The sequence below is a fragment of the Enterobacter sp. HK-058-C-ECC genome (genome assembly GCF_047531125.1).
GTDB lineage: Bacteria > Pseudomonadota > Gammaproteobacteria > Enterobacterales > Enterobacteriaceae > Enterobacter > Enterobacter quasiroggenkampii.
This window is the reverse complement of record NZ_JBLKCH010000001.1, coordinates 266855-281902: the sequence shown is the minus strand read 5'-3', so window position 1 is coordinate 281902 and position 15048 is coordinate 266855. Positions and strand designations below refer to the sequence as shown.

Genomic DNA, 15048 nt, shown 5'->3' with positions numbered 1-15048 from the left:
AGGAATCCTGTTAGCTCATAGCCAGAAGTTGGTTAGCCTTGCCCGCGTTTTCATCCACGCTGCTGATGATCTTCATCTGCATTTCAAAGCGGCGGGCGCTGGCGATCATGTCGGTCATGGCTTCGACCGGCTTGACGTTACTGCCTTCCAGAACGCCGGACATCACGCGGATGCTCGGATCGGCCTGTAAGGTGGCACCCCGCGTCGCCTGCGCCGCCTGGGTCAGACGGAACATGCCGTCGTCGCCACGCTGCACCTCTTTGCCTTCCGCCTTAACCAGCTTCAGACGACCGACGGGCGCAACGGTATTGGCCGGGTCGCCCGGGTTGAGCGCCGAAATGGTGCCGTCCGCAGCGATAGTCAGCTCAGAGCCTTCCGGTACGGTCAGCGGACCCGCTTCCCCCATCACCGGATGCCCCTGAATCGTCAGTTGGCCCGTCGCGCTCACCTGAATGTTCCCGTTACGGGTATAGCCTTCACTGCCGTCCGCCGTTTGCACCGCCAGCCAGCCGTCCTGCTGCAGAGCCACGTCCAGCGGGCGTGAGGTGTAGTCCATCTGCCCTGGCGTCATATCGGCGCCAGGGGTCGATGCGGTCACCAGTGTACGGGTCGGCAGGGAAAGCCCTTCTACCGGCACCGCGCGCAGCGCATTAAGCTGCGCGCGAAAGCCCGGCGTTGAGGCGTTTGCCAGGTTGCTGGCGGTAACGGCCTGCTGATTGAGCGTCTGACTTGCCGCGCCCATCGCGGTATATATTGCGTGATCCATTGCGCTTTCCTGTTAGCCGCTTAACGCAGGTTAACCAGCGTGTTGAGGATCTGGTCCTGGGTTTTGATGGTCTGCGCGTTCGACTGATAGTTACGCTGCGCGACGATCATGTTCACCAGTTCTTTACTCATATCCACGTTGGAAGCTTCCAGCGCGCCGTTGGTCAGCTTGCCAAAGTTACCGGTGCCTGCGGTACCCAGAAGCGCCACGCCAGAGGACTGGGTGGCAGACCAGACGTTGTCGCCTTCCGATTTCAGACCTTCGTTGTTGGCGAAGTTTGCCAGCACGATCTGACCCAGAACCTGAGACTGTTCGTTAGAGTAGCTTCCCACCACGGTGCCATCGTCGTTGATCTGGTAGCTCACCAGATCGCCTGGCTTGTAGCCGTTCTGATTGGTAGCCACCACGCTGTTCGCGCCGGTATTCTGCTGCATGGAGTTCTGGAAGCTCAGGGAGAAAGTCGCCGCCGTTGCACCGCTGACGGAGCCCGTGGTGATGTTAATGGCCGGCGTGGCGTTTGGCGCTGCGCTCAGCACACCCGCCGCGTCGTAGTTATACACACCCGCCAGGTTACCGTTCGCATCAAAGTTCATCTGCGCCGCTTTCGTCGCTGCAGAACCCGCTACGCTGCCGTCCTGAGTGTAAAGATCCCATTTATTGTCAGCCGTCTTAACGTAGTAGACGTACATGTTATGGGCGTTACCCTGGCTGTCGAATACGGTCACGGTCCCTTTTTTGTTGTAGGTATCCGGGTTAGTCGCATCGAAGGGAGCGGTTTGAACAGGATCGGTTGAGTTCAGGTTGATCTGCTGCGTCGCGGTGGTGGTCGATTTCGCCGCCATCAGGGTATTCGGAATGGTAATTGCCTGAGGGTTCGCACCGGTCTGAACGGTAGGCGGCGTTCCCGCTACCGGGTAGCCCGTCAGCTGCATGCCCTGCATGTTAACCAGCGTACGGTTTTCATCCAGCTTGAACTGGCCGTTACGGCTGTAGAACACAGAGCCGTTGGAATCGACCATACGGAAGAAACCGTTCTGGCTGATGGCAACGTCCAGACCACGACCGGTGTTGGTGGTGGTGCCGTCGCTAAAGTCCTGAGTGATGCCCGCAACTTTCACGCCCAGGCCGACTTTGGAACCGGCAAACATGTCTGCAAAGGAAGCAGAACCGGATTTAAAACCATAGGTCGCGGAGTTGGCGATGTTGTTGCCAATGACGTCCAGGTTGGTGGCCGCAGCATTCAGGCCGCTGACCGCTTGAGAAAAGGCCATGACTTACTCCTGATAAGTGTTAAGGCTTAGATAATCTGCCGAACTTCGTCGAGTGTGGTGGAACCAGAGGTTCCCAAATCCAGTTTGTTGCCGTCGCTTCCTTTAATCACGCCCTGGACCAGCGCGAACTGCAGCGGCTGCGCTACCAGCTGGGTCGTCCCGTTGCTGGCGCTGATTGCCACTTTGTAGGATCCGTTTGGTGCTTTGGTGCCGTCGGTCAGGCTGCCATCCCAGGTAAAGGTGTGAACGCCCGCCTTCAGCTCGCCGATATCAATGGTGCGAACCACCACGTTATTGGCATCCGTGATCGTTGCCGTCACCTTCTCAGCCGGCTGCTGGAGCTCAACGCCAAACGGCGTGGTCGTCGTGGTGGTATTGCCGTCGGTGGTGCTGGTGCCTGCCAGAATCGTGGTTCCCGGGATCATCACCCCGTGACCAATCAGGCTTGCCGCCTGCAGAGACTGGGCGCTGTTAATCTGCCCAGAGACGGAACCGAGGGTGGTGTTCAGTTTCTCAATGCCGCTCACGGTACTGATCTGCGCAAGCTGCGTGGTCAGTTCGTTGTTCTGCATTGGGTTGGTGGGATCCTGGTTCTTAAGCTGCGCCACCAGAAGCGTCAGAAAGCTGCCCTGAAGGTCGGCGGCGTTACTCCCCGTCAGGGAGTTAGAACCTGTCGTACTCTTTGTGTTGTTAACACCCGAGTTCGTAGGATCATTCACATTTACGGCGATGGACATGCATGTCTCCTTTACTGGCCGAGAGTGAGTGTTTTGAGCATCATGCTCTTCACGGTATTAAGCACTTCGACGTTGGCCTGGTAGCTACGGGAAGCCGACATGGAGTTCACCATCTCACCCACCACATCCACGTTTGGCATCTTCACGTATCCGCTGGCATCCGCAAGCGGGTTACCCGGCTCATACACCAGCCTGTCCGGCGCCTGGCTCTCTACCACATCAGAGACCTTCACGCCGCCCGTCGCCGCGCCTGGCGCAGCATCGACCTGAAAGACAACCTGTTTGGCACGATAGGGCTGGCCGTCGGGTCCGGTGACACTGTCGGCGTTCGCCAGGTTACTGGCGGCCACGTTCAGGCGTTTGGACTGTGCGGTTAACGCCGAACCGGCGATATCAAAAATATTCAGCAAGGCCATCTATCAGTTCCCCCCCTGCAGGACGTTCATCATGCCTTTGATTTGTCCGCCGAGTACGGTCAGGCCCGTCTGGTATTTCAGGCTGTTGTCGGCAAACTGGGTACGCTCCCGGTCCATATCCACGGTGTTACCGTCGAGTGAGGGCTGATCGGGAATGCGATAAAGTAAATCGGTCGCTGGCGCGGTCATCGCCTGAGCAGGAATATGGCGAGAGGATGTCATGGCAAGTGCAACACCCGTTCCTTCGGCACGTCCACGCTCCATCACCTTTTTGAGTTCACTGGAAAAATCAATATCGCGCGCCTGATACCCCGGGGTATCGGCGTTAGCGATATTGGCGGCTAAAATCTCCTGCCGCTGGGCGCGTAAGTTGAGCGCTTCCTGCTGAAAACGTAACGCGGCGTCGAGTTTATCGAGCATGTCTCCTCCGCTGATGGCAAAATTTCAGTTCACAGCTTAAATCTCACCCGGTCTCCCCTATCGACGGAATAAGCGCAAAATGCGTCGCTATTTATTCCGTTGATGCAAAACCACTGCAGGTAGAATTCGTTCAACTCTGGAAACGGTGGAACTTGCGATGCAAACGTTAAAACGTGGTCTGGTGGCGGCTCTCTTACTGTTAAGCCCTCTGGCGCAGGCTGAAGGGTTACAGGATCGGCTAACGGCTTTTTTTGCTGAAAAACTGGCAGGCTTTAGCGATGACGTGACCGTTACCGTGCGCACGCCACCGAATCTGTACCCGACGTGTGATCAGCCGTCCTTCAGCGTGGTGGGGTTCACAAAGCTTTGGGGGAATGTGAACGTGCTGGCACGCTGCGCCAACGAAAAACGCTATTTACAGGTTGCCGTTCAGGCGACGGGCAATTATGTTGTCGCTGCCGTGCCCATTGCGCGCGGCAGCGTGCTGCAGACAAACAGCGTGACGCTGAAGCGCGGCCGTCTGGATCAACTGCCGCCACGCACCATGCTGGATATTAACCAGGCACAGGACGCCGTCAGCTTGCGCGACGTCGCGCCAGGCCAACCGATACAGATCTCCATGCTGCGTCAGGCATGGCGGGTAAAAGCAGGCCAGCAGGTGATGGTGGTCGCCAACGGAGATGGCTTTAGCATCAACAGTGAAGGGAAAGCGTTGAACAATGCCGCGGTGGCGCAAAACGCCCGCGTCAGAATGTCCTCAGGCCAGGTGGTGAGCGGAACCGTCGATGCTGATGGGAATATTCTGATTAACCTATAATCTTTTTAAAGATTTCGCGGCGCGTGCCGATAAATATTCCACTAATGATGATGTCAGGCGCAAACGCCGCGAACCCTCGATGAGGACAACACTATGAGCATTGATCGTACATCAGCCCTGAAGCCGGTAAGCGCTGTACAACCTCGCGAAACGAATGACGCTACGGCGCAGAAAACGCGTCTGGAAAAACCGTCAACGTCCAACAGCACCAGCGTGACCCTGAGCGACGCGCAGGCAAAACTGATGCAGCCGGGCAGCAACGATATCAATATGGAACGTGTTGAAGCGCTGAAAACAGCTATTCGTAACGGTGAGCTGAAAATGGACACCAGCAAAATCGCTGACGCCCTGATTCAGGAAGCACAGAGTTTCTTACAGAGTAACTAACCGTATGAGTCGACTGTCAGAAATACTGGATCAAATGACGGTTGTCCTGAACGACCTGAAAACGGTAATGGACGCTGAACAGCAGCATCTCTCTTCCGGTCACATCAACGGCAGCGCGTTGCAGCGTATTACTGAAGACAAAAGTTCGCTTCTGGCAACGCTGGATTATCTGGAGCAGCAGCGACGCGCTGAGCAGGATCCTAAGCGCAGCGCCAATGACGATATTATTGAGCGCTGGCAGACCATTACCGAAAAAACCCAGCACCTGCGCGATCTTAACCAGCATAACGGCTGGCTACTGGAAGGTCAGATTGAGCGTAATCAGCAGGCGCTTGAGGTGTTGAAACCGCATAAAGAAACCGGACTGTACGGTGCGGATGGTCAGACAGCGACTGCACGTATTGCGGGTGTGAAAAAGATTTCGATTTGACGCTAAAGCGACAAATTATGCAGTGGGGAGCACCCTAAGGTGAACTCCCCTTTTGGCGTTTATGCCGTCCGGCGGGCAAACTCTTTGACTTTGAAACCCAGCACCGCGAGCGTGGCAAAGTACGCCACCACCCCGACGCCTACTACGGCCATCAGCCGCATCAGTCGATAAGGCATGGTACCCAGGGACCATTCCGGCATCACGTACATCATGCCAAGCAGCGCAGCAGACATCACCAGTACCGCAACGATCAGGCGCGCCAGGAAACTCCCCCAGCCCGGCTGCGGCGTGAAAATATCCTGCTTGCGCAGCTGCCAGTACAGCAGCCCGGCATTCAGACAGGCCGCCAGACCAATCGATAATGACAGGCCTGCATGCTTCAGCGGACCAATAAACGCCAGGTTCATCAGCTGCGTCATAATCAGCGTCACGATGGCAATTTTTACCGGCGTTTTGATGTCCTGACGCGAATAAAAGCCCGGCGCCAGCACTTTCACCACGATCAGCCCCATCAGGCCCACCGAGTAGGCAATCAGCGCGCGCTGGGTCATGGCGGCATCGAAGGCGGTGAACTTCCCGTACTGGAAGAGCGACACCGTCAGCGGTTTGGCCAGAATACCCAGCGCCACCGCGCTTGGCAGGGCCAGCAGGAAGCAGAGACGCAGGCCCCAGTCCATCAGGCGGCAATACTCATCATGGTTGCCGCTGGCAAAACTTTTCGACAGCGACGGCAGCAGGATGGTCCCCAGCGCCACGCCCAGCACCCCGGACGGGAACTCCATCAGGCGGTCGGCATAGTACATCCAGGAAACCGAGCCGGACACCAGGAACGAGGCAAAGATGGTGTTGATAATCAGCGAGATCTGGCTGACGGAGACGCCGAGAATGGCGGGCCCCATCTGCTTGATGACGCGCATCGCCCCGGCATCTTTGAGGTTGATGCGCGGCAGCACCAGCATGCCGATTTTTTTCAGATGCGGTAGCTGATACGCCAGCTGCAGCACGCCGCCCACGGTGACCGCCCAGGCCAGCGCCAGTACCGGCGGGTTGAAGTGCGGCGCGGCGAACAGGGCAAAGCCGATCATGCTGACGTTAAGGAACGTCGGCGCAAACGCGGGAACAGAGAAGCGGTTCCAGGTGTTGAGGATCGCCCCCACCAGCGAGGCCAGCGAGATCAGCAGAATATAAGGGAAGGTGATGCGCAAAAGCTGCGAGGTCAGGGCAAACTTGTCGGCCGTATCGGCAAAGCCGGGCGCGGTCACCATAATCACCCAGGGCGCAGCCAGCATCCCGAGGACGGTCACCACCGCCAGCGCCAGCGTCAGCAGGCCGGAGACATAAGACACAAAGACGCGCGTTGCGTCCTCGCCCTGCTTGCTTTTATATTCCGCCAGGATCGGGACGAATGCCTGAGAAAACGCCCCTTCCGCAAATATACGACGCAGCAGGTTCGGTAATTTGAACGCGACGAAAAAGGCGTCCGTGGCCATCCCTGCACCAAATACCCTTGCCACAATGGCGTCGCGCGCAAAACCCAGCACGCGGGAAAACATGGTCATCGAGCTGACGGCCGCCAGCGATTTTAATAAGTTCATTAACGTGAATTTCCAGAACCATACGGATTTCCAGGACGGGCAAGCGTAAGCGCCACCCGGCAAAGCCTACAAGCGGCGCTTAGTCTACCCGGATTTCAACGAATTACTATCCGCAGATGTTACAGCGAGTTATTCACTCATGGCCTCGCGCCAGAGCCTTTCCACAACGCGCTGCGCCATGATGGCCTGCTCGCCGGACGTTTCAGGAACCGTCTGATTTTGCACGCAGGAGATAAAGTGACGGGCACAGCCGGCAAAACCGCGCTGTTCAAGCGTGCTCTGCCAGCCAGGGGCAGGTAGCGTCACCACGCCGCTGCCCTTCTCCTCACGCCATTCACGCATGTCGGTAATGTCGAACAACGCGCCGTCGGTGACGGCCTGGACGCATTCTCGCTGGCTGCCCGCACGACGATGCATGCTGGTGGTTACCTGCAGATGATCAATCGAGAAATGATGTTCGGCGTAGACCATTTCACCCTGCTCGTTCGTCAGTAGCGTGCCACTTTGCAGCTGCGCATTGCCGCTGGCGAGCCACAGCGCCGTATCCACAACGTGCAGATAGTCATCCAGCAGCGTGAAGCGCAGATCGTTCGGCCCGATGCTGTCTGTGCGGTGTTTATCCATCCGCAGCGAGGAAAGCGTGCCCGACTGTGCCTTAAGCTTTTGGTAAAGCGGTGCGAAGCGGCGGTTGAAGCCCACCATCAGCGTCAGTTTTTTACGTGCGGCCAGCTCAATTAGCCGCTCGGCATCCTGAACATTTTCAGCCAGCGGTTTGTCCACGCAGACGTGAACCCCCAAATTGAGCAGTTCGCTCACCACCTGATAATGAGTTGCCGTTGAGGTATGGACAAAGACCGCATCGCACTCGCGGGCCAGATCCTGCAATGAGGCAGCATACGGCATGCGCCAGGTTTCGCAGATACGTTCTGCCTTTTCTCGGGTGGGTGACCATGCCCCTTGCAGGGTCCAGTCCGTCGCCGCACCTAAAACAGGCAGCCAGGCTTTTTGTGCGATACCGCCCAGCCCCACCACGCCTACGCGTAATTTTTTCACCGTCAGTCTCCCAAATGTGCCAGCAAGGCATCCAGACGCTGTTTCAGCCCTGCGACCTCGTCTTCCAGCGCCTCTACGCGGGCAACCAAATCGTCACCTCCAGCATTGATATCAGTTGCGCTGGATTTCACTGAAATATCAACGTCACCGCTGAACAGATGCATATAGCGGCTTTCGCGTTTGCCCGGCTCGCGCGCCAGACGCACCACGTATGGGCCGTCTTCGCGAGAAGCCAGCCCTTCCAGGGTCTGCTCAACCTCCTGCATGTCGCTGAACTCATGCATGCGGGAAGCGCGGGTGCGCAGTTCCCCCGGCGTCTGTGCCCCGCGCAGCAACAGCGTGGTGATGACCGCCACTTCCGCGCTGCTCAGCTTCAGGTCGCCAAATTCGGAGTTACAAAAGCGCTGTTCATATTTGGTCACCCGGTTGCCGAATCCGCTGACGGTGCGCAGATAGTGGCGTTTTACCAGGGCGTCCAGCACCTCCTGAACATCATGTTCACTGAGGTTCATCACCGGCTCGCGGTTGGTTTTCTGGTTGCAGGCCATGGTCACGGCGTTGACGGAGAGCGGATACTGCTCCGGCGTGGTGACCTGTTTTTCGAGTAAGCACCCAATCACGCGCGCTTCTGTACCGTTTAGCTGATACTTCATCTTTTCTCCTTAACGACCTGCAGTCCAGTCCCGGGTGGTTAATGCCGTCAGAACGTGGTCGCGCCACTCTCCGTCTATCAGCAGATAGTCTTTGGCGTAACCCTCTTTCTCGAACCCTAAACGCGCCAGCAGATTTCCGCTGCGCTGGTTATGCGGCATATAGTTCGCCATAATGCGATGGATGTGCTGCGTGCGTTGCATATAGCGGATCGCTACCGTCAGCGCCTCGTACATCAGCCCCTGCCCCTGCCACTTTTGGCCAATGGAGTAGCCAAGGTAGCAGGCGTGAAACGATCCCCGCACCACGTTTGAAAAATTGGCGATCCCGATAATCTCTTTCTCTTCAGGATCCAGCAGCGCGAAGTAAAACGCGCTGCCCTGCTTGTGAAATTCCGTAATCATGCTGAGGCGCGCCTGCCAGCCGGAAGGGTAACAATGGCTCTCATCCCGAACGGGTTCCCAGGGTTTTAAAAACTGGCGATTCTCGGCGTAATAATCCGCCAGACGCCAGGCATCACGCTCATGCACCAGACGAACGACCAGCCTGTCCGTTGTCAGACGCACTTTTGGCACATTACTGCGATAGCCAAACATCGATACCACTCCTTCCCGTCACTTCAGCTTACCCATTAGCTTTACTATACCTGCGCCTGCGCCGTCTGTGAAAACAGTGACATACCATTTTCACCTCTTTTCACACTTTTCGATGAGAACTCTCTATCAAAGCACCCTTTTGATAAAAAAATATTGTCGCGTTCAGGGGTGGGAAAAAACGCGGCGACACCGCAGAATGTTAGCGTGCTCACCATCTTATTTTCCCTGGAGGGAAAATGTCCCGCGTATCACAGGCCAGGAGCCTGGGTAAATATTTCCTGCTCGTCGATAACATGCTGGTCGTGCTCGGCTTTTTTGTCGTTTTTCCGCTTATTTCGATCCGCTTTGTCGATCAGATGGGCTGGGCGGCATTAATGGTCGGCATTGCCCTGGGGCTACGCCAGTTTGTCCAGCAGGGCCTGGGCGTCTTTGGCGGGGCCATCGCCGACCGCTTTGGTGCGAAACCGATGATCGTAACCGGTATGCTGCTGCGCGCGGCAGGGTTTGCCACGATGGCGGTCGCTCAGGAGCCATGGCTGCTCTGGTTCTCCTGTTTCCTCTCCGGTATCGGGGGCACGCTGTTCGATCCGCCCCGCACCGCGCTGGTGGTAAAGCTGATTCGCCCGCAGCACCGCGGCCGCTTCTTCTCGATTCTCATGATGCAGGACAGTGCCGGGGCGGTTGTCGGCGCCCTGCTGGGAAGCTGGCTGCTGCAGTATGACTTCCGTCTGGTCTGTGCGGCTGGCGCGGTACTCTTTATTCTGTGCGCGCTGTTTAATGGCCTGTTCCTGCCGGCGTGGAAACTGTCGACGGTGAAAGCGCCGGTCCGGGAAGGGCTTGGTCGCGTGCTGCATGACAAGCGCTTTGTCACCTATGTGTTGACCCTGACGGGATATTACATGCTGGCCGTGCAGGTCATGCTGATGCTGCCGATCATGGTTAACGACATTGCAGGTACCCCTGCGGCGGTGAAATGGATGTACGCCATCGAAGCCTGCCTGTCGTTAACGCTGCTCTATCCGATTGCCCGCTGGAGCGAGCGACGTTTTCGTCTGGAACATCGTCTGATGGCCGGACTGTTCCTGATGACGCTGAGCATGATGCCGATCGGCCTTGTGAACACGCTCCAGCAGCTGTTTACGCTGATTTGCACATTCTATATTGGCTCGATCATCGCCGAGCCTGCCCGCGAAACGCTGAGCGCCTCGCTTGCGGATGCGCGTGCGCGCGGCAGCTATATGGGGTTCAGCCGCCTGGGGCTGGCACTCGGCGGGGCATTAGGTTACGCCGGGGGCGGCTGGTTGTTTGATGCCGGCAAAGCGTTAAATCAACCTGAACTCCCGTGGATGATGCTTGGGGCGGTGGGCTTTATGACGCTCCTTGCCCTGTGGTGGCAGTTCAGCCAGAAACGCAGCGCGAGCGGCATGCTCGAGCCTGGCGCGTAGCCTTTCCTGAGGTATCCCCACGGATTAATGTGGGCAGAGAACAATCCCCTCGCCCCTTTGGGGAGAGGGTTAGGGTGAGGGGAACATACGGCTGTGGTGGTCATTCCGTTCACTTTATATTTCTTGCTACTCTTTAACGACATGACCGGTGAACGTGCCAGGGCGGCTCCCGCCCCACTTCTCAGTTTTTTCTGCTGGTTTCTACCCATTCACGCTGACATACTGGCGTAACAGGACAGAAGCGCCGATTTTTCGTTGAGGAACACTATGAAGAAAATTGTCTTAGCCGCGGCATTGGTTGTCAGCGGTCTGCTGGTTGGCTGTAACCAGCTCACGCAATATACCGTCAGTGAACAGGAAATTAATCAGGCGCTGGAAAAACATAACAATTTCTCGAAAGACATTGGCGTACCGGGTCTTGCCGATGCGCATATCGTGCTCACAAATCTCACCAGCCAGATCGGACGTGAAGAGCCAAACAAAGTCACCCTGGCCGGTGATGCAGACCTCGATATGTCCTCCCTCTTTGGTAACCAGAAAGCCAACATCAAGCTCAAGCTGAAGGCACTCCCTGTTTTCAATAAAGAGAAAGGGGCAATTTTCCTGCAGGAGATGGAAGTCGTCGATGCGCAGGTGTCTCCGGACAAAATGGCGCCGGTTCTGCAAACCCTGATGCCCTATCTGAATCAGTCGCTGCGGAATTACTTTAACCAGCAGCCCGCGTACGTCTTAAGTGAAGACAAAAGCAAGGGTGAAGCCCTGGCGAAAAAATACGCAAAAGGGATAGAGGTTAAGCCGGGTGAAATTATCATTCCTTTCACCGATTAACCTGAAGGGCGCTGCGGCGCCCTTTTTTTTACGGAAAAGTGTGCAAACGAAAACGTTTCCGCTTATGATTTGTGTCCGGCAAAAACAGCCATCCTAATGACTGATTCCTGACAAGCCGGAGCTTCCATGACTGCACAACCCCAGGTTCTTAAAATCCGCCGCCCTGACGACTGGCATATTCATCTGCGTGATGGTGATATGCTGAAAACCGTCGTGCCTTATACCAGCGAAATTTATGGCCGCGCGATTGTCATGCCTAACCTGGTGCCACCAGTCACCACCGTCGATGCCGCGATAGCCTATCGCCAGCGCATCCTCGGCGCCGTTCCTGCGGGACACGATTTTACCCCGTTGATGACCTGCTACCTGACCGATTCACTGGATCCGAACGAAGTAGAGCGCGGCTTTAACGAAGGCGTGTTTACGGCAGCGAAACTCTACCCGGCGAATGCCACCACCAACTCCAGCCACGGCGTCACCAGCATTGATGCCATTATGCCGGTTCTGGAACGCATGCAGAAACTGGGTATGCCGCTGCTGGTTCACGGTGAAGTGACGCATGCTGACATTGACATCTTCGACCGTGAAGCCCGTTTTATCGAGACCGTGATGGAGCCTCTGCGCCAGCGCCTGCCCGCGCTGAAGGTGGTCTTTGAGCATATCACCACCAAAGACGCGGCAGAGTACGTACGTGACGGCAACGATCTCATCGCCGCCACCATTACGCCACAACACCTGATGTTTAACCGTAACCACATGCTGGTGGGCGGGGTGCGCCCTCACCTCTACTGTCTGCCTATCCTCAAGCGCAACATCCACCAGCAGGCGCTGCGTGAGCTGGTCGCCAGCGGGTTCTCCCGCGCGTTCCTCGGTACCGATTCCGCGCCTCACGCCCGCCATCGTAAAGAGGCAAGCTGCGGCTGTGCAGGCTGCTTCAACGCCCCAACGGCGCTTGCCAGCTACGCAACCGTATTTGAAGAGATGAACGCGCTGGAACATTTCGAAGCGTTCTGCTCCCTTAACGGCCCGCGCTTCTACGGCCTGCCGGTCAATGACACCTTCATCGAACTGGAGCGTAAAGCGAGCCACGTAGAGGAATCCATTGCCCTGACGGATGACACGCTGATCCCATTCCTGGCGGGTGAAACCGTAAGCTGGACGGTAAAACGTTAAAAAATCAATGCCCCTTGTTGTCAAACTGATAATATGCCTGTATAAATAAACAGTATATTACACAGGGGGCATTTATGCGTATTGAAGTCACCATAGCCAAAACTACCGTTCTGCCTGCCGGCGCGCTTGATGCACTGGCAGGCGAATTATCCCGTCGTATTAACAATACCTTTCCTGACAACGCCGGTGCCGTCACGGTGCGTTACGCCGCGGCAAACAACCTTTCCGTTATTGGTGCCGCAAAAGAAGATAAAGATCGCATCAGCGAAATCCTGCAGGAAACGTGGGAAAGCGCTGACGACTGGTTCATCACGGATTAACACTGCTCCCTCATTGTGTTTTTTGCCGGGTCGCCCCGGCTTTTTTTTGCCTAAAATCCCGTAAGTTCAAATTAATTCGGCATCTTCTTTAAAAATCGTGAACGAGATGGTGTTTTATTGTTCGAACAATCCTAAAAAGCAGAAAAATGTGTTGCCACCTGTTTATTTTTCCCTTCGGAACCCTTATTACTTGGTATACTGAAGTTGCTTTCAGAAAAACATGCATTGAACCTCAAAGCCGTTGTCTTCTAACACGCATTAAGGGGGTTATAATGGAAAAGAATAGTGAAGTCATCCAGACCCATCCACTCGTTGGCTGGGATATCAGTACCGTAGATAGCTACGATGCGCTGATGCTGCGTTTGCACTACCAGACCCCAAATCAACTCAACCGTGAAGAAGCGGAAGTTGGACAGACGCTGTGGCTAACAACAGACGTCGCCCGTCAGTTTATTTCTATTTTAGAGGCAGGTATTGCAAAAATAGAATCTGGCGACTATCAGGAAAATGAGTATAAACGGCACTAAGCTTATGCCCACTTTTCACTCAACAGGCACCCTCGCGGTGCCTTATTTATTTCTCCCTTGTCTAACCCCGCGTTGTTAATTACTCTGCTAACAAAACATCAGTTTACGAGATGCATATGAGATACGACTTAATCATTATTGGCAGCGGATCCGTGGGTTCTGCCGCCGGTTATTACGCGACGCAGGCGGGCCTGAAGGTCCTGATGATCGATAGCCATCTTCCGCCTCATGCGGAGGGCAGCCATCATGGCGATACCCGCCTCATCCGCCATGCGTATGGCGAAGGCGAGCGCTATGTTCCGCTGGTGCTTCGCGCCCAGACGCTGTGGGACGAACTGGCGAAACAGACTGAAGACCGCATTTTCGAACGTACCGGCGTTATCAACCTGGGCCCGGCCCATTCTGCATTTCTCGCCGGCGTCGAACGCAGCGCGAAAGCGTTTAATCTGGACGTTGAGAAACTGGACGCGACGGGCATTAGCACGCGCTGGCCCGAAATTAGCGTCCCGGACGATTATATTGGCCTCTTTGAAGCCCACTCTGGTGTGCTGCATTGTGAAACGGCGATCAAGACCTGGATCGAGCTGGCAGAGAAGGCAGGCTGCGCGCAGCTGTTCAACTGTCCGGTGGACGCCATCACCCATGACGATAATGGCGTCACGGTAACGACCCTTGACGGTGAATATTCCGCGGATCGCCTGCTGGTCAGCGCGGGAACCTGGGTTACCCGCCTGCTGCCCGATCTGCCGATCCAGCCGGTGCGCAAGGTCTTCTCCTGGTTCCAGTCGGATGGTCGTTACAGCGTCCAGAATAAATTCCCGGCCTTCACCGGCGAATTACCCAACGGCGACCAGTTCTACGGCTTCCCGTCAGAAAAAGACGCGCTGAAAATCGGTAAACACAACGGGGGCCAGGCTATCACCTCCCCTGAAGAGCGTAAGCCTTTCGGCGCCTTTCCTCAGGATGGTTCGGAAGCCTTCTCGTTCCTGCGCACTATTCTTCCGGGCGTCGGCGGCTTGCTGTATGGCGCGGCCTGTACCTACGACAACACGCCGGATGAAGACTTTATCATTGATACGCTGCCGGGGCATGACAACACGCTGCTCATCACCGGCCTGAGCGGCCACGGCTTTAAGTTTGCTTCCGTGCTGGGTGAAATCGCCGCGCAGTTTGCCCAGGGTATTGCACCGCAGTTTGATCTGACGCCCTTCTCCCTCTCGCGTTTTAACGGATAATTCGCCACGGGCGCCGGACGTCCCGGGGCCCGTTTCATTCACACTGCATTACGGGGCGTTATGCGCAGGATCGTTAGCTTTCTGATGAATAATATTCGCGAGCATTTTATGCTCTATCTCTTATTGTGGGCGCTGTTGGCCATTATTGATTTTGTTTACATTGTATTTTACTGAAAAGCCTTACTGACAATAATTGACGTTAATTTATCTTTATTGAAACTCACCATTTCGCTTGCACGAAGAGATTGAATTAGCGCCAGCGATCCTTTTCAAAATTGCTGAAATAAATAAAATAAAAATCAATAGACAATTATTTCAGTTGCAATATCCCGCCTTCCCGTTCATTTTTACTTTCCGGTTAATTTGAAAATGGACATTCTC

19 protein-coding genes are annotated in these 15048 nt (G+C 55.7%); 10 read left to right on the top strand and 9 right to left on the bottom strand.

Translation table 11 applies throughout. The features are described 5' to 3' along the window. Positions 1-10 precede the first annotated feature (10 nt). The 5 genes from ACMWJS_RS01380 to flgB are packed head-to-tail and all read right to left on the bottom strand — an operon-like array spanning position 11 to position 3610. Positions 11-766, bottom strand: a complete 756-nt coding sequence (locus ACMWJS_RS01380) for a flagellar basal body rod protein FlgF (protein ID WP_008500811.1) — start codon at positions 764-766, stop codon at positions 11-13. Positions 767-786: 20 nt separating this feature from the next. Further along, positions 787-2037, bottom strand: coding sequence for a flagellar hook protein FlgE (gene flgE / locus ACMWJS_RS01375; protein WP_032650841.1), 1251 nt, complete (start codon positions 2035-2037; stop codon positions 787-789). Between the two features lie 26 nt (positions 2038-2063). Continuing rightward, on the bottom strand, positions 2064-2774 hold the full coding sequence (gene flgD / locus ACMWJS_RS01370) for a flagellar hook assembly protein FlgD (RefSeq protein ID WP_032650840.1): 711 nt from the start codon (positions 2772-2774) through the stop codon (positions 2064-2066). An 11-nt stretch (positions 2775-2785) separates the two neighbouring features. Further along, positions 2786-3190, bottom strand: a complete 405-nt coding sequence (gene flgC / locus ACMWJS_RS01365) for a flagellar basal body rod protein FlgC (RefSeq protein ID WP_008500814.1) — start codon at positions 3188-3190, stop codon at positions 2786-2788. A 3-nt stretch (positions 3191-3193) separates the two neighbouring features. Next, the gene (gene flgB, locus ACMWJS_RS01360; RefSeq protein WP_008500815.1) at positions 3194-3610 is read right to left on the bottom strand and encodes a flagellar basal body rod protein FlgB; all 417 of its coding nucleotides are present in this window, start codon (positions 3608-3610) and stop codon (positions 3194-3196) included. Positions 3611-3767: 157 nt separating this feature from the next. Between flgB and flgA the strand changes: the two genes are divergently transcribed. The 3 genes from flgA to flgN all read left to right on the top strand — a co-directional run bounded on the left by flgA (position 3768) and on the right by flgN (position 5244). Continuing rightward, a complete protein-coding gene (gene flgA, locus ACMWJS_RS01355) occupies positions 3768-4427 on the top strand; it encodes a flagellar basal body P-ring formation chaperone FlgA (RefSeq protein ID WP_023327100.1) in 660 nt (219 codons plus the stop codon). A gap of 93 nt (positions 4428-4520) precedes the next feature. Next, positions 4521-4814 (top strand): flagellar biosynthesis anti-sigma factor FlgM, encoded by a 294-nt coding sequence (gene flgM, locus ACMWJS_RS01350; protein WP_008500817.1) that lies wholly within the window; start codon positions 4521-4523, stop codon positions 4812-4814. Positions 4815-4818: 4 nt separating this feature from the next. Further along, positions 4819-5244, top strand: coding sequence for a flagella biosynthesis chaperone FlgN (gene flgN, locus ACMWJS_RS01345; RefSeq protein WP_008500818.1), 426 nt, complete (start codon positions 4819-4821; stop codon positions 5242-5244). A gap of 59 nt (positions 5245-5303) precedes the next feature. On the opposite strand, the gene murJ is transcribed toward flgN, so the two are convergent. From murJ to rimJ, 4 genes are all read right to left on the bottom strand, one after another. Then, positions 5304-6839 (bottom strand): murein biosynthesis integral membrane protein MurJ, encoded by a 1536-nt coding sequence (gene murJ, locus ACMWJS_RS01340; protein ID WP_048975864.1) that lies wholly within the window; start codon positions 6837-6839, stop codon positions 5304-5306. Between the two features lie 129 nt (positions 6840-6968). After that, positions 6969-7892 (bottom strand): Gfo/Idh/MocA family protein, encoded by a 924-nt coding sequence (locus tag ACMWJS_RS01335; RefSeq protein WP_262750233.1) that lies wholly within the window; start codon positions 7890-7892, stop codon positions 6969-6971. A gap of 2 nt (positions 7893-7894) precedes the next feature. Next, a complete protein-coding gene (locus ACMWJS_RS01330) occupies positions 7895-8545 on the bottom strand; it encodes a YceH family protein (RefSeq protein ID WP_414746486.1) in 651 nt (216 codons plus the stop codon). A 9-nt stretch (positions 8546-8554) separates the two neighbouring features. Then, entirely contained in the window at positions 8555-9139 is a 585-nt protein-coding gene (gene rimJ / locus ACMWJS_RS01325) for a ribosomal protein S5-alanine N-acetyltransferase (RefSeq protein ID WP_008500822.1), read from the bottom strand. 236 nt (positions 9140-9375) lie between these two features. On the opposite strand from rimJ, the gene mdtH reads away from it, so the two are divergent. The 7 genes from mdtH to ACMWJS_RS01290 all read left to right on the top strand — a co-directional run bounded on the left by mdtH (position 9376) and on the right by ACMWJS_RS01290 (position 14841). Continuing rightward, a complete protein-coding gene (gene mdtH / locus ACMWJS_RS01320; RefSeq protein WP_063621367.1) occupies positions 9376-10584 on the top strand; it encodes a multidrug efflux MFS transporter MdtH in 1209 nt (402 codons plus the stop codon). 267 nt (positions 10585-10851) lie between these two features. Then, the gene (locus ACMWJS_RS01315; RefSeq protein WP_045910186.1) at positions 10852-11412 is read left to right on the top strand and encodes a lipoprotein; all 561 of its coding nucleotides are present in this window, start codon (positions 10852-10854) and stop codon (positions 11410-11412) included. 126 nt (positions 11413-11538) lie between these two features. Further along, a complete protein-coding gene (gene pyrC / locus ACMWJS_RS01310; RefSeq protein WP_414746485.1) occupies positions 11539-12585 on the top strand; it encodes a dihydroorotase in 1047 nt (348 codons plus the stop codon). 74 nt (positions 12586-12659) lie between these two features. After that, positions 12660-12905: a DNA damage-inducible protein I gene (dinI, locus tag ACMWJS_RS01305; protein WP_008500826.1), complete on the top strand. Its 246-nt coding sequence runs from the start codon at positions 12660-12662 to the stop codon at positions 12903-12905. Between the two features lie 272 nt (positions 12906-13177). Beyond that, positions 13178-13432: a biofilm formation regulator BssS gene (gene bssS / locus ACMWJS_RS01300; RefSeq protein WP_008500827.1), complete on the top strand. Its 255-nt coding sequence runs from the start codon at positions 13178-13180 to the stop codon at positions 13430-13432. Positions 13433-13548: 116 nt separating this feature from the next. Further along, entirely contained in the window at positions 13549-14667 is a 1119-nt protein-coding gene (gene solA / locus ACMWJS_RS01295; protein WP_063621365.1) for an N-methyl-L-tryptophan oxidase, read from the top strand. Positions 14668-14727: 60 nt separating this feature from the next. Further along, complete coding sequence (locus ACMWJS_RS01290; protein ID WP_032645429.1) at positions 14728-14841, top strand: DUF2770 family protein; 114 nt, start codon at positions 14728-14730, stop codon at positions 14839-14841. The last annotated feature ends 207 nt before the right edge of the window (positions 14842-15048 follow it).